Source organism: Ramlibacter sp. PS4R-6, from assembly GCF_037572775.1.
Classification (GTDB): domain Bacteria; phylum Pseudomonadota; class Gammaproteobacteria; order Burkholderiales; family Burkholderiaceae_C; genus Ramlibacter.
Window position 1 is genome coordinate 444,308 of the sequence record NZ_JBBHKA010000001.1, and the last position, 19,362, is coordinate 463,669.

General features: G+C 68.5%; 17 protein-coding genes. 12 read left to right on the plus strand and 5 right to left on the minus strand.

Annotated elements, in window-relative coordinates; genetic code table 11:
• Positions 1-72: 72 nt before the first annotated feature.
• Positions 73-513: a PaaI family thioesterase gene (locus WG903_RS02150; RefSeq protein WP_340072550.1), complete on the plus strand. Its 441-nt coding sequence runs from the start codon at positions 73-75 to the stop codon at positions 511-513.
• On the opposite strand, the gene WG903_RS02155 is transcribed toward WG903_RS02150, so the two are convergent.
• Both WG903_RS02155 and WG903_RS02160 read right to left on the minus strand, forming a co-directional pair.
• Positions 503-1,873, minus strand: a complete 1,371-nt coding sequence (locus tag WG903_RS02155; RefSeq protein ID WP_340072551.1) for a glycosyl hydrolase family 8 — start codon at positions 1,871-1,873, stop codon at positions 503-505. The two genes, WG903_RS02150 and WG903_RS02155, sit on opposite strands and share 11 nt — an antisense overlap.
• Positions 1,874-2,240: 367 nt before the next feature.
• Positions 2,241-3,221, minus strand: a complete 981-nt coding sequence (locus WG903_RS02160) for a Bug family tripartite tricarboxylate transporter substrate binding protein (RefSeq protein ID WP_340072552.1) — start codon at positions 3,219-3,221, stop codon at positions 2,241-2,243.
• Positions 3,222-3,340: 119 nt separating this feature from the next.
• Between WG903_RS02160 and WG903_RS02165 the strand changes: the two genes are divergently transcribed.
• A complete protein-coding gene (locus WG903_RS02165) occupies positions 3,341-4,225 on the plus strand; it encodes an amino acid ABC transporter substrate-binding protein (RefSeq protein ID WP_340072553.1) in 885 nt (294 codons plus the stop codon).
• Between the two features lie 45 nt (positions 4,226-4,270).
• On the opposite strand, the gene WG903_RS02170 is transcribed toward WG903_RS02165, so the two are convergent.
• Positions 4,271-6,913: an excinuclease ABC subunit UvrA gene (locus tag WG903_RS02170; protein WP_340072554.1), complete on the minus strand. Its 2,643-nt coding sequence runs from the start codon at positions 6,911-6,913 to the stop codon at positions 4,271-4,273.
• Between the two features lie 160 nt (positions 6,914-7,073).
• Between WG903_RS02170 and WG903_RS02175 the strand changes: the two genes are divergently transcribed.
• From WG903_RS02175 to WG903_RS02205, 7 genes are all read left to right on the plus strand, one after another.
• On the plus strand, positions 7,074-8,096 hold the full coding sequence (locus WG903_RS02175; RefSeq protein ID WP_340072555.1) for an NAD-dependent epimerase/dehydratase family protein: 1,023 nt from the start codon (positions 7,074-7,076) through the stop codon (positions 8,094-8,096).
• A 1-nt stretch (position 8,097) separates the two neighbouring features.
• On the plus strand, positions 8,098-9,165 hold the full coding sequence (locus WG903_RS02180) for a dihydrodipicolinate synthase family protein (protein WP_340072556.1): 1,068 nt from the start codon (positions 8,098-8,100) through the stop codon (positions 9,163-9,165).
• A gap of 80 nt (positions 9,166-9,245) precedes the next feature.
• Positions 9,246-10,253 (plus strand): Bug family tripartite tricarboxylate transporter substrate binding protein, encoded by a 1,008-nt coding sequence (locus WG903_RS02185; protein ID WP_340072557.1) that lies wholly within the window; start codon positions 9,246-9,248, stop codon positions 10,251-10,253.
• Positions 10,250-10,804: a tripartite tricarboxylate transporter TctB family protein gene (locus WG903_RS02190; protein ID WP_340072558.1), complete on the plus strand. Its 555-nt coding sequence runs from the start codon at positions 10,250-10,252 to the stop codon at positions 10,802-10,804. Before WG903_RS02185 ends, WG903_RS02190 begins: the two co-directional genes overlap by 4 nt.
• Positions 10,805-10,821: 17 nt before the next feature.
• Entirely contained in the window at positions 10,822-12,360 is a 1,539-nt protein-coding gene (locus WG903_RS02195; RefSeq protein WP_340072559.1) for a tripartite tricarboxylate transporter permease, read from the plus strand.
• Entirely contained in the window at positions 12,360-13,190 is an 831-nt protein-coding gene (locus WG903_RS02200) for a sugar phosphate isomerase/epimerase family protein (protein WP_340072560.1), read from the plus strand. Before WG903_RS02195 ends, WG903_RS02200 begins: the two co-directional genes overlap by 1 nt.
• A complete protein-coding gene (locus WG903_RS02205; RefSeq protein WP_340072561.1) occupies positions 13,187-14,572 on the plus strand; it encodes an enolase C-terminal domain-like protein in 1,386 nt (461 codons plus the stop codon). The genes WG903_RS02200 and WG903_RS02205 overlap by 4 nt, the downstream gene beginning before the upstream one ends.
• Here WG903_RS02205 and WG903_RS02210 read toward each other — a convergent pair.
• Complete coding sequence (locus WG903_RS02210; protein ID WP_340072562.1) at positions 14,547-15,557, minus strand: asparaginase; 1,011 nt, start codon at positions 15,555-15,557, stop codon at positions 14,547-14,549. The genes WG903_RS02205 and WG903_RS02210 overlap by 26 nt on opposite strands.
• Positions 15,558-15,575: 18 nt before the next feature.
• Positions 15,576-16,298, minus strand: a complete 723-nt coding sequence (locus WG903_RS02215; protein ID WP_340072563.1) for a Crp/Fnr family transcriptional regulator — start codon at positions 16,296-16,298, stop codon at positions 15,576-15,578.
• A 125-nt stretch (positions 16,299-16,423) separates the two neighbouring features.
• On the opposite strand from WG903_RS02215, the gene WG903_RS02220 reads away from it, so the two are divergent.
• The 3 genes from WG903_RS02220 (at position 16,424) to groL (ending at position 19,352) form a co-directional block, all read left to right on the plus strand.
• A complete protein-coding gene (locus WG903_RS02220) occupies positions 16,424-17,140 on the plus strand; it encodes a sensor histidine kinase (protein WP_340072564.1) in 717 nt (238 codons plus the stop codon).
• 244 nt (positions 17,141-17,384) lie between these two features.
• Complete coding sequence (locus WG903_RS02225; protein ID WP_200786432.1) at positions 17,385-17,678, plus strand: co-chaperone GroES; 294 nt, start codon at positions 17,385-17,387, stop codon at positions 17,676-17,678.
• A gap of 24 nt (positions 17,679-17,702) precedes the next feature.
• The gene (gene groL / locus WG903_RS02230) at positions 17,703-19,352 is read left to right on the plus strand and encodes a chaperonin GroEL (RefSeq protein WP_340072565.1); all 1,650 of its coding nucleotides are present in this window, start codon (positions 17,703-17,705) and stop codon (positions 19,350-19,352) included.
• Positions 19,353-19,362 lie beyond the last annotated feature (10 nt).

Sequence of the window (19,362 nt, forward strand, 5' to 3'; positions counted from 1 at the left end):
CACGCATCCGCTCTAGAGGCGCGACTCTGGCTTTGCGGTCAGGCACACTCGCACCCCAGGAGGGACCCCGCTATGGAAGGCCGCGCGCTCCAGGACGTCCTGAAAGTCCATTGCTTCGGCTGCGGGTCGCTCAACCCGTTGGGCCTGCAGATCAAGAGCCAGGTCGAGGGCGACGACGTGGTGTGCCGCTGGCAGCCGCCGCCGCACCACATCGGCCATCCCGGCATCGTCTACGGCGGCACCATCGCCTCCATCATCGATTGCCATTCGATGTGGACCGCGATGGCCACGCACTGCCGCGACGCCGGGATCCCCATCGAGCAGAGCCCGGCGGTCGTGACCGCCCGGCTGGCGGTCAACTACCTCAAGCCCGCGAAAGTCGACCAGCCGCTGGAGCTGCGGGCGCGCGTGGTCGACCGCAGCGAAAAGCGCTTCACCGTCGCCTGCCGCGTCCTGCAGGGCGATGTGGAATGCGCCAACGCCGAAGTGGTCGCGGTGCGCGTCAGGCTGTAGACCACCAGTTCCCCGACGCCACCACCAGCGACAGCAGCTGCAGCTCGCCGTCGTAGTAGCCGGTGATCAGGTTCTTCGCGTTCCACGTCCACATCGCGTCGAGGAAGGGGCGGTACTGCGCGTCGATGCACGCGCCGGCGCAGATCGGCCCGTGGTACGCCGGGCTCTGGCCGCCGGTGGCCATCGTGCCGTTGAGGTAGTAGCCCGTGCCGATGTTCATCGGGTCGCCGCCCGAGGACGAGCGGAAGAAATCGATCATGCGCGCGGTCACGGTCTTCCAGCGCGCATCGCCCGACAGCAGGTAGTCGGAGGAGAAGCGCCACGGGTTGCGGCAGGCGTTCCACCAGTAGCGGTCTTCGTTGGCGTTGCCGTCGCCACGGAAGCCGGGCGAGGGGATCGGCGTCGCCGTGTCCGTGCCCACGATGAAGTCGGGCATGAGGCCGGCCGACGAGAAGGTCGTCTGCATCAGCGTCGCCAAGGCATACGAGCGGTCGATCGCCGTGTTCCAGAACGAGTCGCCGGTGGCCTTCGCGAACGCGCGGAAGTGGCCGACCATGTAGTCGGAGGTGCGGCTCACGTCGGCGGTGCGCAGGCCCTTGGTGGTGCCGTCGCTGCGCATGCAGATCGCCTTGATCGCGGCGATGGTGTTCTTCGCTTCCTGCAGGTAGTTCCACTTGCCGCCGGAGCCCCACTGACGGTCGGCCATCAGCAGCGCCATCGCGACGTCGAGGTCGCCGTCCACGGCGTTCCAGCCTTCGCCGCCGGAGGCGCCGTTGGCATACAGGCGCCAATCCATCAGGTACTTGCCCAGCGCGTCGTAGGTCGCGTTGCCATATGCGTAGCGCGTGCGCACCACCGCCAACAGGCCGTCGAACAGCTGCTGCGCGTTGGGGTCGTGCCCGGCGAACAGCACGGCGAGCAACATGCCGTAGCCCATGCCCTCGGAGACGCACAGGAAGGTGGCGTCGGAGAATTTCACGGCGTAGCCGCCGGCGACGATGGAGTCGGCCGCGACGACGCGCGCCGCCTTCCACCGGTCGTAGTGCGCGGTGAGCATCGCGTCCATCGCGGCGTTGCTCTGCGAGGGCAGGATGCCGGCGGCGTACGGCGTCTTGCGCGAGCCGAAGGCGTAGCCGCTGCCGGAAGCGGTGGTGGTGCCCCCGGTGGTGGTTGCGGGCGTGCCGGTCGAGCCGGTCGTGCCCGTCTGCGGCGTGGTGGTCTCCACGACACCGGTCGAGCCGGTCGGGGTGCCGCCGCTCGCGGCGCTGGCGGTGCTGCCTCCCCCGCCACCGCCGCCGCAACCCACGAGGGTGAGCGCGGCTGCGGCCGGAAGGGAGGAAAGGATCTGGCGACGTCTCATGTTCGACAACTCGTAAGTGCGGGTTGCGCCGAGACAGGGATGCGACCGGGACTGCGTCGTGACGCTGAGCCGGTACTGCCTCAGCGGAAGCGATGCACTGTAGTAGGAGAAGTCCGACAACGCGACTGCGAAGCGGCCTACGTTCGTTTCGAATTGCTGAGCGCCGCGCGGCAGATGCGTGTGGAATTTGTCGCGCGCAGGCGGTAGCGGCGCGCACCGCGCAACTGAGCGGGAAAGCGCGGCGAGCCTTGGCTCATCAAGCCTGCCGCTGAGGCAGGGCTGTGTTTATCGGGCGACGGGAGCGGCCCCAGGCATGTCGCGCACGGACGACAGCTGTATCTGCCTCAGCCGCAGAAGTTACGGGCGGTCACTCGGGTTTGATGTGCGCACGCTCGACCACGGCCTTCCAGCGCTTCTGTTCCTGCGCGATGAAGGCGGCGAACTGCTGCGGCGTGCTGCCCACGGACTGCGCGGCGTCCTGGTTCAGGCGCTCCAGAGCCGACGAGGAGCGCATGGCCTTGGTGGTTTCGGCCGCGAGCTTGTCGATGTTGGCCTGGGCCATGCTCGCCGGCGCCAGGATGCCGTACCACTGCGTCATCTCGAAGCCGGGGTAGCCCTGCTCCGCGACCGTCGGCACGTCGGGCAGCTGCGGCAGCCGTTGCGTCGATCCGGTCGCGATGCAGCGCAGCTTGCCGGCCTTGATGTGCTGCAGGATCGCCGACGCACCCACCGACGCCGCATCGAGGCGGCCGGCCAGCAGGTCGGTGAGCTGCGGGCCGGTGCCCTTGTACGGCACGTGCAGCACGAAGATGCCGGTGGTCATCTTCAGGTACTCGAAGGCGAGGTGGCCCGCGCTGCCGTTGCCGGCGGAGCCGTAGTTGAGCTGGCCCGGCTTCTTCTTGGCGAGCTCGACGAACTCCTTGAGGTTCTTCGCCGGCACGTTGGGGTGCACGACATAGAGGCTGGGCACCTTGGCCAGCAGGCTCACCGGCTTGAAATCCTTGTTGGCGTCGTAGGGCAGCTTGTCGAACATGTACGGGTTCACGGCCAGCGTGCCGATGTGCCCCAGGATGATCGTGTGCTGGTCGTCGGCGCGCGCCACTTCGGACATCGCAATGTTCCCCGAGGCGCCGGGCTTGTTGTCGACGAACACGCTCTGCCCGAGCGACTTGGTCAGCTCGCCCGCTGCCGAGCGCGCGATGATCTCGGAGCTGCCGCCCGGCGCGAACGGCACGACAAAGCGCACCGGCTTGGACGGCCACTGGCCTTGGGCATGGGCACGGGCGTGCAAGGCGCCCGCGAGGAGCGCGCCGCTGGCGGCGATGAAGTCTCGGCGGTGGAGCGTCATGGTGGGCGTAATGAAAATGGCTGAGCCACGGACTGTGCCACGCGCAGCTGTCAATCGGCCTACGCGCTTCCCACAAAGTCGCGCTGCCACTACGATGCGCGCTTTCAAGGAGAAGACCCATGCAGATGAAGAAATCGGTGCTGGCCGCGGTGATGGTCGTCGCGGCGGCGGGCGCCTGGGCCCAATCGGACACGCTCAAGAAGATCGCCGACAGCGGCAAGATGACGCTCGCCTACCGCGAATCGTCCGTGCCTTTCAGCTACGAAGTCGGCGCCGGCAAGCCGGCCGGCCTGGCCGTGGAGATGTCGGAAGCCATTGCCGCCGAAGTGAAGCGCGCGATCGGCAAGAACGTCGACGTCGCGTGGCAGTCGGTCACGTCTGCCAACCGCATCCCGCTGTTGGTGAACGGCACGATCGACCTGGAATGCGGCTCGACCACCAACAACAGCACGCGCGGCAAGGACGTGCAGTTCGCCATCAACCACTTCTACACGGGCACGCGGCTGCTGACCAAGAAGACCTCGGGCATCAACAACTACGCCGACCTGAACGGCAAGACGATTTCGACCACCACCGGCACGACCAACGCGCAGGTGATGCGCAAGTACATCGCCGACAAGGCCCTGAAGACCGAGGTGATCTTCGGCAAGGACCATTCCGATTCGATGCTGCTGGTCGAGGCCGACCGCGCCGTCGCCTTCGCGATGGACGACATCCTGCTGTTCGGCCTGATCGCCACGGCCAAGACGCCCGCGGCGTGGCAGGTGGTGGGCGACTCGATCCAGGTCGAGCCCTACGCCTGCATGCTGCGCAAGGACGACCCGAAGTTCCAGGCGCTGGTGAACAAGGTCATCGGCGACATGATGAAGAACGGACAGTTCGAGCGCCTGTACAACAAGTGGTTCATGTCGCCCATCCCGCCGAACAACATCGTGGTGAACATGCCGATGCCGGCGGAGCTGAAGCAGAACCTCAAGGACCTGAGCGACAAGCCGGCGACCTGAGCGCAGCGAAGGTCGCCGCCCCGGCGCAGGCCGGGGCCCAGTGTCTTACTTCAGCGACTTCAGGCACTCGGCGAGATAGGATGCGGTGCGGCTGCCTTTGGCAGCCGCAACTTTTTCGGGCGGCCCCTGCGCGACGATGCGCCCGCCTTCGGCGCCCGCGCCGGGCCCGAAGTCGATCACCCAGTCGGCCTGCGCGGCCACGCGCATCTCGTGCTCGACCACCACCAGCGTGTTGCCCGCGGCCACCAGCGTGGCCAGCTGCTTCATCAGCCGGTCGACGTCGCACGCGTGCAGTCCCGTCGTGGGCTCGTCCAGCACGTACAGCGTGTCGCCGCGCTGCATGCGCTGCAGCTCGGTCGCCAGCTTGATGCGCTGCGCCTCGCCGCCGGACAGTTCGGTCGCCGGCTGCCCGAGGCGCAGGTAGCCCAGCCCGATCTGCTGCAGCACCGCCAGCGGCCGCGCAATGGCGGGCTCGTCGGCGAAGAACTGCGCCGCTTCGTCCACGGTCATGCGCAGCACCTCGGCGATGTTCTTGCCGTTCCAGTCGACCTGCAGCGTCGCCTCGTTGTAGCGCGCACCGTGGCATTGCGGGCACGGTGCGTAGACGCTGGGCATGAACAGCAGTTCGACCGACACGAAGCCCTCGCCTTCGCAGGTGTCGCAGCGGCCCTTGGGCAGGTTGAACGAGAACCGGCCGGCGTCGTACTTGCGGCGGCGCGCGGCCGGCGTCGCCGCGAACAATTTGCGCACGGCATCGAACAGGCCCGTGTAGGTCGCGAGGTTGGAGCGCGGCGTGCGGCCGATCGGCTTCTGGTCGACCTGCACGAGCCGCCGGATGCGATCGGCGCCCGCCGCGATGCGGCCCTCGCTCGGCGCGGCCGTGTCCAGGCTCTCGAGGACTTCGGCCTCGACCGCCTCCGGCGCATCGGGCTTGACGCCCAGGTGCGCGGTCACGAGGTCCACCATCGCCTGGCTCACCAGGCTGGACTTGCCGGAGCCGGAGACACCCGTCACGACCGTGAAGCAGCCGAGCGGGAACGCGACGTCGAGCTTCTGCACGTTGTTGCGCGAAACGCCTTCCAGCCGCAACCAGTCACGCGGCGCGATGCGTTCGCGCGGCGGCGGGCGTTCGTGGCCGAACAGGTGCGCGCGGGTGCGTGAGGCTTCGACGTCGGCGAGTCCTGCCGGCGGGCCGCTGTAGACGATGCGGCCGCCCTTCTCGCCGGCGTCGGGGCCGACGTCGACCAGCCAGTCGGCGCGGCGCATCACCGACAGGTCATGCTCGACGATGAAGATGGTGTTGCCCGCGGCCTTCAGGCGCTGCAGAGATTCGAGCAGCGCCTCGCCATCGGCCGGGTGCAGGCCCGCGGACGGCTCGTCGAGCACGTACACCACGCCGAACAGGTGCGAGCCCAGCTGCGTCGCCAGGCGCAGGCGCTGCAGCTCGCCGGGCGAGAGCGTGGGCGTGCTGCGGTCAAGCGACAGGTAGCCCAGACCGAGCTGTTCCAGCGTCGCGACGCGCGTGAGCAGTTCGCGCGCCAGGCGCTGCGCGGCCATCACCTTCTCTTCGGAAAGATTCGGGGTGCGGCGCACGTCCGGCGCGCCCGCGTGCGCCGAGCCTCCGCCTGCGACGCGGTGGCGCACCGCTTCGCGCGCACTCGCGCGGTCGAGCACCGCGCCGCCCGTGTGGCCGTGCATCTCGCCCCGCCCCACGGGCCGCAGCACCTCGGCCAGCCGCGACAGGGGCAGCTGCGAGATCTCCGCGATGTCGTAGCCCGCGAACTTCACCGAGAGCGCCTCGGGCTTCAGGCGCTTGCCGTGGCACACGGGGCACCAGGCCGCTTCCATGAAGCGCGACACACGCTTCTTCATCAGCGCGCTCTGCGTCGTCGCAAAGGTCTGCAGCACGTAGTTGCGCGCGCCGGTGAAGGTGCCCATGTACGCGGGCTCGGTCTTGTGGCGCAACGCCGCGCGCGTTTCCCTGGGCGTGAAGCCCGGGTAGACCGGCACCGTCGGCGTCTCGTCGGTGAACAGGATCCACTCGCGGTCCTTCTTCGGCAGGTCCTTCCACGGCGTGTCGACGTCGTAGCCCAGCGTGACCAGGATGTCGCGCAGGTTCTGGCCGTGCCAGGCCGGTGGCCAAGCCGCGATCGCGCGTTCCCGGATGGTGAGCGAGGGGTCCGGCACCATGCCTTTCTCGGTCACGTCGTAGATGCGCCCGAGGCCATGGCAGCGCGGGCACGCGCCCTGCGGCGTGTTGGGCGAGAAGTCCTCGGCGTAGAGCATCGGCTGCTTCGCGGGATAGCTGCCGGCGCGCGAGTACAGCATGCGCAGGTGCGAGGAGATCGTCGTCACGCTGCCCACCGACGAGCGCGCGCTGGGCGTGCCGCGCGCCTGCTGCAGCGCGACCGCCGGCGGCAGCCCTTCGATGGAATCGACGTCGGGCACGCCGGCCTGGTCGATCAACCGCCTGGCATACGGCGACACCGATTCGAGGTAGCGGCGCTGCGCCTCGGCATACAGGGTGCCGAAGGCGAGCGAGGACTTGCCCGACCCCGACACGCCGGTGAAGACGACGATGGCGTCGCGCGGGATCGCGACGTCCACGTCCTTCAGGTTGTGCTCGCGGGCGCCGCGCACCCGCACGAAGCCGTCGTCGGGCCTAAGTGAACTTTCTTCCGCGGGCATCCCGGCTCCCGCATCCTTGTGTTCTCGCGCCATGGCTCGACCCTAGCGGCCGCGCCCCGCCGCAGAAGTCGGACTGTGCGGCGGCACCGCGTACGGGTTCGCCGCACACACCGCAATTCACCAACTGGTTAAAGTGCGGTTTCCCACCCGAGAAGTACCGATGAGCCTTCCTTCCTGCTTCGAAGACGTCGCTCGGCTCGAGGACGTGATGAGCACGCCCTCCCCGGGCCTTGTCGCGGACCTGCAGAGGGTTGCCGGCGACCTGATGGTGCTGGGCGTCGGCGGCAAGATGGGGCCGACGCTCGCGCGCATGGCCAGGCGTGCGGCCCCGGGCAAGCGCGTGATCGGCGTGGCACGCTTCAGCGAACCGGGCTTGCGCGAGCAGCTGCAGGCGCACGGCGTCGAGTGCATCGCCGCCGACCTGCTCTCGCGCGAGGCCCTCGCGCGACTGCCCGACGTGCCCAACATCGTCTACATGGCGGGCCGCAAGTTCGGCTCCACCGGCAGCGAGTGGCTGACATGGGCGATGAACGCGCACGTGCCGGCGCTGGTCGCGGAGCGCTTCCCGCGCTCGCGCATCGTCGCTTTCTCCACGGCCTGCGTGTACCCCTTCGTGGGCGTCGACACGCAAGGCGCGAAGGAGGACGTGCCGCCTACCGCGCCGCCCGGCGAGTACGCGAACTCCTGCGTCGCGCGCGAGCGCATGTTCGAGCACTTCTCGCATGCCTACGACACGCCCGGCCGCCTGATCCGCCTGTCGTACGCCATCGACATGCGCTACGGCGTGCTGCACGACGTCGCGCGAAAGGTGATCGCGCGCGAGCCGATCGACCTAGCCATGGGCTACGCCAACGTGATCTGGCAGGGCGAGGCCAACGACTGGACGCTGCGGTCGCTGGCGCACTGCACCGCGCCGACGTCGCCGCTGAACCTCAGCGGGCCGAAGATCCGCATCCGCGACGTCGCCGTCGCGCTGGGGCAAAGGCTGGGCATCGCGCCCGTCCTCACCGGAGCCGAGGCGCCGACGGCCTGGCTGATCGATTCGAGCGAGGCGTACCGCCTGTTCGGCCCGCCGCAGGTCACGCTGGACACGATGCTCGACTGGACCGCCGACTGGGTGCAGCGCGGTGGCAAGAGCCTGGGCAAGCCCACGCACTACGAAGCGCGCGACGGGAAGTACTGAGATGCACTGGCAAGACATTCCCGAAGACAGCCTGGCGGTGCTCCGCCGCGGTTCGGTCATTCCCGCGCACCTGCTCGCGCTGGATGGCGAACGCAAGCTCGACACGCGCCGCCAGCGCGCGATGACGCGCTACTACCTCGACGCCGGCGCCGGCGGCGTGGCGGTCGGCGTGCATTCCACGCAGTTCGCGATCCGCGACGTCGGCCTGTACCAGCCGGTGCTGGAGCTCGCCATGCAAACGGCGCGCGAGTGGACGCCCATCGGCGGCAAGCGCCCGCTCTTCATGGTCGCCGGCCTCGCAGGCAAGACCGCGCAGGCGGTGCGCGAAGCATCCTTGGCGCAAGGCCTGGGCTACCACGCGGGCCTGCTCAGCCTCGCGGCGATGAAGGGCGCGAGCGAGGACGAACTCGTCGCGCATTGCCGCGCCGTGGCGGACGTGATGCCGGTGGTCGGCTTCTACCTGCAGCCCGCCGTCGGCGGCATCCACCTGCCCGCTTCGTTCTGGCGGCGCTTCGCCGCGATCGACAACGTCGTCGCGATCAAGATGGCGCCGTTCAACCGCTACCGCACGCTCGACGTGATCCGCGGCGTCGTCCAGGCGCGCGCTGAGGACCGCGTGACGCTCTACACCGGCAACGACGACCACATCGTGCTGGACCTCGCCGTGCCCTTCACCTTCATGCGCGAAGGCCGGCCGGTCACGGTGCGCATCCGCGGCGGCCTGCTCGGCCACTGGAGCGTGTGGACGAAGCGCGCCGTCGACCTGCTGGAGCGCATCCACCGCGAGGTCGCGGCCGGGCCGCTGTCGCCGGAGATGCTCGCGCTGGACGCGCAGGTCACCGACTGCAATGCCGCGCTGTTCGACGTGGCGCACGACTTCCACGGCTGCATCGCCGGCTGCCACGAGGTGCTGCGGCGCCAGGGCCTGCTGCAGGGCACCTGGTGCCTGGACCCGCTGGAGGGCCTGAGCGAGGGCCAGGCGGCGGAACTCAGCCGCGTGCAGCGCGACTACCCGCACCTGGTGGACGACGACTTCGTGGCGGCCCACCGCGAGCGGTGGCTCGCCTAGTGTTCCCCGCGTTGACAACCGGCGCGGCCAGCCCGTAAAGTGACGCAATTAACCGTTTGGTGAATTAAACAGGAGACAACATGCGCAAGCGCCAATTCATCCAGGTATTCGGTGCGGCCGTCGCCGCGTTCGCCCTCGCCACGCCGGCCATGGCGCAGTGGAAGCCCACGCGCCCCATCAACCTGATCGTGCCGTGGGCTGCCGGCGGTTCCACCGACCAGGTCACGCGCGTGGCCGCGGCCGAGATGGAAAAGCAGCTCGGCCAGACCATCGTGATCGTCAACCAGCCCGGTGCTTCCGGCGCCATCGGCACCAAGAGCGCGATGGATGCTCCGAAGGACGGCTACACCTGGACCGCGGGCGCCGCGCAGGACCTGGGCGCGTACCAATCGCTCGGCTCGGTCGCCACCGACATCAAGGACTGGCACCTGTTCCTGTCGGTCGCCAACATCCAGGTGATCGGCGTGAACCCCACGCGGCCGTGGCAGAACGCCAAGCAGTTCATCGACGACCTGAAAGCCAGGCCTGGCCAGATCAGCGTCGCCACCGCGGGCGTCACGTCCGCCGGCCACAACGCGATGGACTTCATCGTCAAGGCCACCGGCGCGAAGTACAAGGAAGTCTCGTACGACGGCGGCAACCCCGCGGTCGTGGCGACCGTGGCCGGCGAAGCCGATGCGACGACGCAGCTGGCCGTCGAGCAGGCCGACATGATCCGCGGCAAGCGCCTGCGCCCGCTGGCCACCGTGAGCGACAAGGCCGTCGAGCTCGAAGGTTACGGCCGCATCCCGCCGCTTTCCGAAACGATCCCCGGTTTCACGGCGCCCGCCAACTACTTCGGCATCTTCATCCCGAAGGGCGTGCCCGACGACGTGGTGAAGACCGTCGAGAAGATCTGGACCGACACCATCGCGAAGAGCGAAGCGCTCAAGAAGTATGCGCAAAGCCGCGGTGCGCTCTTCAACCCGACGTCGGGTGACGCCGCGCAGAAGGCAGTATTCCCGGCGGTCCAGGCGAACGCGTGGAACCTGCACGCCGCGGGCAAGACCAAGGTGGCGCCGGACACCGTCGGCATCCCGAAGCCGTGATCACCGAGCCGCAAGCCGAAAACCCCGGCTCCGACGAAGAAGAGGACATCACCCCGCGCTCCGACTTCTGGCAAGGAGTCGGCTGGGTGGTGTTCGGCCTTGCGGTGCTCGTGGGGTCCATCACCATGGACCGCCTCGAAGCGCAGAACATCAACCCGTACACCATTCCGGGCCTGCTGCCGGGCTTCCTCGGCATCGCGATGATGCTGGTGGGCGGTGTGGTCGCCATCCGGAGCTGGCGGCGCGGCGCGTTCGAACATCCGCGCGAACCGTTCACGGCCCACCAGTGGGAGGTGCGCAAGCGCGTGTGGTCCGTCGTCGTGCTGGTGACGGTGTACTCCGTGGTGCTCGTCGGCCATGGGTTGCCGTTCTGGCTGGCCTCGGCGATCTTCATCACGGGCAGCATCCTCATCCTGCAGCGCATGAGCCGCGACCCTGAAGAGCGCCGCCTGACGCCAAAGCTGTGGGCCAAGGCCGTCGTCATCGGCGTGCTCGCATCCGTCATCACGCAAGTGGTGTTCCAGGACCTGTTCCTGGTGCGCCTGCCCTAACCCCGGTTTCCACAGCCATGTTCTCGGGACTCGCCGACCTCGGCAACGCGTACCTCAGCTTCATGAACCCGATGACGCTGCTCTACGGGCTGGGCGGCGCATTCGTCGGCATCGTGATGGGCATCCTGCCCGGCTTGTCCGCAACGCTGGCGATCGCGCTGCTGACCACGCTCACGATCAAGCTCGAAGCGAACCAGGCCATCCTGGTCCTCGTGTGTTCGTACGTCGGGGCGCTGTACGGCGGCTCGCGCACGGCGATCCTGCTGAACATCCCCGGCACGGCGGCCAATGCGGCGTCGTGCGCCGACGGTTACGCGCTTGCCAAGCAAGGCCAGGCGGGCCGCGCGATCGGCATCGCGACGTCGGGCGCGTTCGTGTCCACGCTGATCGGCGTGGTCTGCCTCGCGCTGTTCACGCCACTGCTGGCGGAGGTCGCGCTGTCGTTCGGCGCGTTCGAATTCTTCTGGCTGTCGCTCTTCGGCGTGACGATGTCCGGCTCGATCGTCGGTGGCGACGCGCTCAAGGGCTGGCTGATGGGCCTGCTCGGCCTCTTCCTCGCGCAGGTCGGGCAGGAGAGCCTGTACGCATACAACCGGTTCACGTTCGGCTGGGACGAACTTGCCGGCGGCATCGCGCTGATACCCGCGCTTGTCGGCGCGTTCGGGCTCGCGGAAGTGTTGTCGACGCTCGCGGATCCCATCGAGCGCCGGATCGCAGACCTGAAGGATTCGGTCCTGCCGCGCTGGGCCGAGATCATCCAGTACAAGTGGACGGTGCTGCGCTCGGGGATCATCGGCGTGGGCACGGGCTTGCTGCCCGGTGTGGGCGAAGACGCGGGCGCGTGGATGTCGTACGCAGCCGCCAAGGCCCTGAGCGACGAGCCCGAGAAATTCGGCAAGGGTTCCATCGACGGCCTGATGGCGGCTGAGACGGGCGACATGTCGTCGATCCCGGGCCACATCATTCCGTGCCTGGCGCTCGGCATCCCGGGCTCCGCGCCTTCCGCCGTGCTGATGGCCGCGATGATCATCCACGGCGTGCAGCCGGGGCCCATGCTCATGATCACGCACCCGCACTTCATCTACCACATGGTGGCGATGACGACGCTGGCCACGTTCACCATCCTTCTCTTCGGCCTGTTCGGCGTGCGCCCGCTGCTGCACGTGCTGAAGGTGCGGCGCAACATCCTGATGCCCATCGTGTACCTGCTGTGCCTGGTCGGCGCGTTCGCCACCGCATCGCGCCTGTTCGACGTGTACATCATGATGGCCATCGGCGTCGGCGCGTTCTTCCTGCGCCGGCGCGGCTATGAGATGGCACCGCTGGTGCTGGGCCTCGTGCTCGGCCCGCTGCTGGACAAGAGCCTGCGCCGCGGCCTCGTGCTGTCGGACGGCAGCATCGCGCCGTTCTTCACGCGGCCGATCGCGCTGGCGTTCGCCATCGTGACGATCTTCACCATCCTGCTGTATGTGCCGCCGTTCAAGCGAGCCGTCGTGCGGGCGAAGGACGCCACGCTGGGCGGGATCAAATCCCTCTTCGTGCGCCGAGCGGGCTGATGCGTTTCGCGCTTTGCAACGAAGTCCTCGCGCCGCTCGGCTTTGCGGAGCAATGCGCCGCAGCGGCCAAACTCGGGTATGACGGGCTCGAGGTTGCGCCGTTCACCCTCGCGGAAGATCCGACGACCATCACCGATGGACAGGCCGAACAGTTCCGTCGCATGGCGGATGACGCGGGCCTGGCGATCTGCGGGCTGCACTGGCTGCTGGTCGCGCCGGCGGGATTGTCGATCGTCAGCGAGGACGCCGCGCTGCGGGCGCGCACGGTTGGCGTGATGAAGCGGCTCGCGGAATTGTGCGCGGCGCTTGGCGGCAGCTACCTCGTTCACGGCTCTCCCAAGCAGCGCTCCGTTCCCCAAGGCTCGACGAAGGAAGCGGCGCTTGCGCGTGCGACGGACTGTTTCGCGCAGATTGCGCCGGTTGCGGCGTCGCTGGGGCTGGTGTATTGCGTGGAGCCCCTGTCGACTCGCGAGACCGACCTCGTCAACTCGGTGGCGGAAGCGGTACGCATCGTCGACCACGTGAATTCGCCGGGTCTGCGGACGATGATCGATTGCAGCGCCGCCGGCCAGGTGGAGATGGATTCCGTTGCCGACCTGATCCGTCGCTGGATACCGTCGGGTCACGTCGCGCACGTGCAGGCGAACGATCCCAACCGGCGCGCGCCGGGCCAGGGCGAGATGGACTTCGAGCCGATCCTGCGTGCGTTGCGCGACGTGGATTACCGGGGCATCGTCGCGGTCGAGCCTTTCGATTACGTGCCCGACGGCCCGGGCTGCGCCGCCTTTGCGATCGACTACCTGCTCGGCATCGAACGGTCACTGGCATGAAGCTGCGCATCCGCGAGATCGAGCTGTACGAGCGGCCGGTGCACCTGCGCCTGCCTTTCCGCTTCGGCGTGGTGACGCTGCGCGACTGCCCGCAGGCCTTCGTGCGCGCCCGCATCGAGACCGAAGGCGGCGCAAGCGGCTGGGGCGCGGCCGCCGAGATGATGGCGCCCAAGTGGTTCGACAAGAACCTGCAGCTGACCAACGAGCAGAACTTCGAGCAGCTGCGCGGCACGCTGCGCCTCGCGCGCGACGCCTACCTGTCGGATGCGGGCGCCGCGACGGCCTTTGGCCATTTCGCGCGCCATCACGACGCGCAGATGGCCGCCGGCGCGGCGCAGGGCTACAACCCGCTGCTGGCGGCCTACGGCCCCGCGCTCATCGACCGCGCGGTGCTCGACGCACTGTGCCGCCTGCAGGGCGTGTCGTTCTACGAAGCGATGCGGGCCAACCTCCCGGGCATCGGCGGCGAGCGGCGCGAGTTCGCCGGCTTCGACTTCGGTGCGTTCCTGTCGTCGCTGCGGCCCGCGGCCACCATCGAGGCCCGCCACACGGTCGGCATGGTCGACGCGATCACCGCGGCCGACCTCACGGAGCGCGTGAACGACGGCCTTCCCGAAACACTGGAAGAAGTGATCGCCGCGTGGGGCCACCGCTACTTCAAGTTGAAGGTCGGCGGCAACCTGCAGGCCGACGTGGCACGTCTCGAAGCCATCGCGCAAGTACTCGACCGCGCTCGCGAGCCCTACTTCGCGTCGCTCGACGGCAACGAGCAGTACGCCGACGCCCAGGGCGTCGCGCAGCTGGTCGACGCCATCCGCACGCACCCCTCGCTCGCACGCCTGTGGCAATCCATCCTCTTCATCGAGCAGCCGATCGCGCGCAAGGTGGCGCTGGACGTCGACCTGCGCGATGCGAAGCTGGGCAAGCCGGTGATCGTCGACGAGAGCGATGGCGAGCTCGACACCTTCGTGCAGGCACGCGAGCGCGGCTATGCGGGCGTGTCGTCCAAGACCTGCAAGGGCTTCTACAAGTCGGTGCTCAACGCCGCGCGCTGCCGGCAATGGGGCCCGGGTTACTTCCTGTCGGCCGAGGACCTCACGACGCAGGCCGGCCTGTCGGTGCAGCAGGACCTGGCGCTGGTGAACCTGCTGGGCGTCACGCACGTCGAGCGCAACGGCCACTACTACGTGAACGGCCTGGCCGCGCAATCGCGCGAGGAGCAGCAGGTCTTCCTCGATGCGCATCCCGACGTGTACGAGCGCACCCACGGCGCCGTGCGCCTGAAGATCGACGGCGGGAAGATCGCGCTGGGCTCGCTTGCCGGCCCCGGCTTCGCCAGCGGCGCGATGCCCGGTTTCAGCGCGATGACGCGCTTAGCTTGAACACCGCGCGGCGCGCACCGACGACGTCGCCGCGGATGCTCGGGATGTCTTCGCCGCGCCACGGGCGCAGCGCCTCGCGCTGGGCGTCGTCGAGCCAGCCAAGCTGCGCCAGCACTTCCACCGTCGCGGCGTAGAGCGCCGGCTTGTTGCCGTCGGAAACCTTGATGGCGAAGGCTTCGCCGCGGCTGGCGCTCGCGAACACCTGCACGCCCTCGGCGCCGACCTTGGTGACCCAGTCGCCGCGGCCCGCCTGCATGAAGGCCAGGTCGTTGCGGCCGGTGCCGGAGACCAGGTGCGGATGTGCCGTCATCGCCGCCGCCAGCTGCGCGAAGCTCGCGCCGAACTCGCCGTCGCGCTCGCCGCTGGCCAGCCGGGCGTAGGAGCGCGCCAGCGCCGTCAGCGGCATCGCGTAGTTGGGCGCCGAGCAGCCGTCGATGCCCATCTTCATCTGCGATGCGTCCAGCCCCGCGGCGCGCGCAACGTGCGCGCGCACGGATTGCTGCAGCGGGTGCGCCGGCTCGAGGTAGGTGGCCACGTCCCAGCCGCTGTGGACACAGTGCGCGAGGAAGCCCGAATGCTTGCCGCTGCAGTTGTGCATGCGCTCGTCGATGTGCGCGGGCGCCGGGCCGACGCCCTGCTCGACGTAGTACGGCACGTGGCAGCCGCACCGCAGGCGCTTGTACGTCAGGCCCGCCTTGTCCAGCATGGCCTGCGCCGTTTCCACGTGCACCGGCTCGCCGTTGTGGCTGGCGCACATCAGCGCGAGCTCCGGCGGGGTGAAGCGCAACGCCTGTGCGCCGCCCGACTCCATGAAAGACAGCGCCTGCATCGCCTTGAGCGTGGAGCGCGTGAAGGTCAGCCACTGCGCGTCGCCGGCCGACGCCAGCACGCGGCCGCGCGTGTCGCACACGGCGACGGCGCCGAAGTGAACGTTCTCGCGCGTGCCGCCGCGCATGGTCTCGATGAGGGGAACGAGGGAAGTCACGCGGCCATTATGGCCAGCTCAGATCAGCATCACGGGCCCGCCCGCCAGGTCGGCCAGCTTGTGGGCGTCGCGCACGTAGATGCGGCGGTAACCGAGGCGCAGCACGCCGTCGGCTTCGAGGGAGCGCAATTCGGCATTGAGCTTGGAGCGGCTGGCGCCGAGCAGCGCGGCCAGGTCGGATTGCGAGGCGCGCAGTTCCACCTCTTCGCGCGCGGGCATGTGGCCGGAAACGACGACGAGGCTCATGAGACGGCGCGCGAGCCGGTCACGCAGCGACGCCGAAACCGCGTCGGCGTAGAAGGTCAATGCAGCCTGGAAACGGTGGAGGAGCAGCTTCGGGAACAACTCACGCAGCGCCGGCAGCTCGCGCACCAGTTGCTGCAGGCGTGCGACGGGAATCGCCGCGCCGACCGTGTCGCGCTCGGCGCGGCACTCGGTGACGGGCACCCCGCCGCCTTCGACGAGCAAGGCGGCGCTGTAGAAGCTGCCGGGCCCGAGGATGCCCACGGGGATGCGCTCGCCGCGCGTGTTCAGGCAGCACATGAGCAGCGAGCCTTCGACCACGACCCAGAACGTATCGAGCGGCGTGTTCGCCTCGTGCAGGAGGCCGCCGGTTTCGCAGTGCCGCAGCGTCGCGGCTTCGGCCAGCGCATCGAGCGTGGCAGCCGGCAGGTCGCGGAAGTGCGCGCTGGCGGCGAACGCCAGCCGGATGCGCGCGTACTCCGGACGCTTCGGTGCCATCTCGCTCCTCGTGGCCCGGGCGCGAATGTCCGCAAGGGCACATTCGCGGCGCGGACCGGCCCGACTGTGCCCAAGGGAACAATCCGGCCCCTTGTGGCGCCGCATCATCGCACCAAGTGGCTGCCATGACACCAACTTTCGATCCCGCGGCCGATCTCGAGCGCCGCACCGCGCAGCTCCAGGCGCGGGTGGAAGAACTCGATGCGTTCACCTACACGGTGGCGCACGAGCTGCGCGCGCCGCTGCAGTCGATTTCGGGCTTCGCGCGGGCCATCGAGCTGAACGACGCGGGCGAGCTGTCGCAGCAGGGGCGCTCGCGCCTGCGCCGCGTGATCGCCGCGGCGGCGCAGATGGAGCGCCTGCTGGACGACCTGCTGGCGCTGGCGCGCGCCGACCGCATCAGCCTGCGCAAGCAGCCGGTGGCCATCGACGAACTGGTGCGGGAGGTGCTGCGCGAGCTGCGCCCGGCCTACCCCGCGACGCGCGTCATCGTGAGCGAGCTGCCGCTGGTGCACGCCGACCCCGCGCTGGCGCGGCAGGTGCTGGTGAACCTCGTCGGCAACGCCTTGAAGTATTCCGCGCTGGCACCGGACCCGCTGGTGCAAGTCGCGCTTGATTCGGATGGCGCTTTCATGGTCACCGACAACGGCATCGGCTTCCCGCTGGCGAAGGCGCAGTCGGTGTTCGAGCCCTTCCACCGCGTCACCTGCGACCCCGCCTATCCCGGCACGGGCGTCGGCCTCGCCGTGGTACGCCGGCTGCTGGAGCGCCATGGCGGCTGGATCCGCGCGCATTCCCGCGACGGCGGGCCCACCGTGTTCACCTTCTCCTTCGGCGACTAGCGCGCCGGGGGGGCGCCCCGGCGACTGACCCCAGCTCTTCCGCTGCGGGACGCGACCGCAGCGATCTGTAGGCGCATCACTTGAAACCTCCCCAAAAAGCCTTATCATTGGCACTCGCCGCAACCGAGTGCTAACAGCCGAGTTGGCTCGCAGCCCCGGGGCGTACTCAGTTAATTGGCGCTAACTTTCCCCGGATCGTTGGCGCTTTTTGATGTCCTTCATTAGAGAGAACCAAGGAGAAGCCATGAAACTTCGCCCCCTGCACGATCGCGTGATCGTCAAGCGCCTGGAAAACGAGACGAAGACCGCCTCGGGCATCGTCATCCCCGACAACGCCGCCGAGAAGCCCGACCAGGGTGAAGTGCTCGCCGTCGGCCCCGGCAAGCGCAACGAGAAGAACGGCGACTTCATCGCCCTGAACATCAAGGTGGGCGACCGCGTGCTGTTCGGCAAGTACAGCGGCCAGACCGTCAAGGTCGATGGCGACGAGCTCCTCGTCATGAAGGAAGACGACCTGTTCGCGGTCGTCGAAAAGTAAACCAACACTCAAGGAGTCAATCACATGGCAGCTAAAGACGTCGTTTTCGGCGGTGACGCCCGCGCCCGCATGGTCGATGGCGTGAACATCCTGGCCAACGCGGTCAAGGTCACCCTGGGCCCCAAGGGCCGCAACGTGGTGCTCGAGCGCTCCTTCGGCGCCCCCACCGTCACCAAGGACGGTGTGTCGGTCGCGAAGGAAATCGAGCTGAAGGACAAGCTCCAGAACATGGGCGCGCAGATGGTCAAGGAAGTCGCTTCCAAGACCAGCGACAACGCTGGTGACGGCACGACGACCGCCACGGTCCTCGCGCAAGCCATCATCCGCGAAGGCATGAAGTACGTGGCCGCGGGCATGAACCCGATGGACCTCAAGCGCGGCATCGACAAGGCCGTCACGGGCCTGGTGGAGCAGCTGAAGAAGGCCTCCAAGGCCACGACCACCAGCAAGGAAATCGCCCAGGTCGGCTCCATCTCCGCCAACTCCGACGAATCCATCGGCGAGATCATCGCCAAGGCGATGGACAAGGTCGGCAAGGAAGGCGTGATCACGGTGGAAGACGGCAAGTCGCTCGACAACGAGCTCGACATCGTCGAAGGCATGCAGTTCGACCGCGGCTACCTGTCGCCCTACTTCATCAACAACCCCGAGAAGCAGAGCGCCGTCCTCGACAACCCCTTCGTGCTGCTGTTCGACAAGAAGATCAGCAACATCCGCGAACTGCTGCCCGTGCTGGAGCAGGTCGCCAAGGCCGGCCGTCCGCTGCTGGTCATCGCCGAGGAAGTCGAAGGCGAAGCGCTCGCCACGCTGGTGGTCAACACCATCCGCGGCATCCTGAAGGTCGTGGCAGTCAAGGCGCCGGGCTTCGGCGACCGCCGCAAGGCCATGCTGGAAGACATCGCCATCCTGACGGGCGGCAAGGTCATCGCCGAGGAAGTGGGCCTGACGCTCGAGAAGGTGACGCTGGCCGACCTGGGCCAGGCCAAGCGCATCGAGGTGGGCAAGGAAAACACGACCATCATCGACGGCTCGGGCGCCGGCGCCGACATCGAAGCGCGCGTCAAGCAGATCCGCGTGCAGATCGAGGAAGCCACCAGCGACTACGACCGCGAGAAGCTGCAAGAGCGCGTGGCCAAGCTGGCCGGCGGTGTTGCCGTGATCAAGGTCGGTGCCGCCACCGAAGTCGAGATGAAGGAAAAGAAGGCGCGCGTCGAAGACGCGCTGCACGCGACCCGTGCCGCCGTTGAAGAAGGCATCGTGGCCGGCGGCGGCGTGGCGCTGCTGCGCGCCCGCCAGGCCGTGGGCGAGCTCAAGGGCTCCAACCCCGACCAGGACGCCGGTATCAAGCTGGTGATGAAGGCCGTCGAGTCGCCCCTGCGCGAGATCGTCTACAACGCCGGCGGCGAAGCCAGCGTCGTGATCAACCGCGTGCTGGAAGGCAAGGGCAACTTCGGCTTCAACGCCGCGAACGACACCTACGGCGACATGATCGAGATGGGCATCCTGGACCCGACGAAGGTCACGCGCACCGCGCTGCAGAACGCGGCGTCCGTCGCGTCGCTGATGCTGACGACCGAAGCCATGGTCGCCGAAGCGCCGAAGGACGAAGCGCCTGCCGGCGGCATGGGCGGCGGCATGGGTGGCATGGGCGGCATGGGCGGCATGGACATGTAAGTCCGGCGCA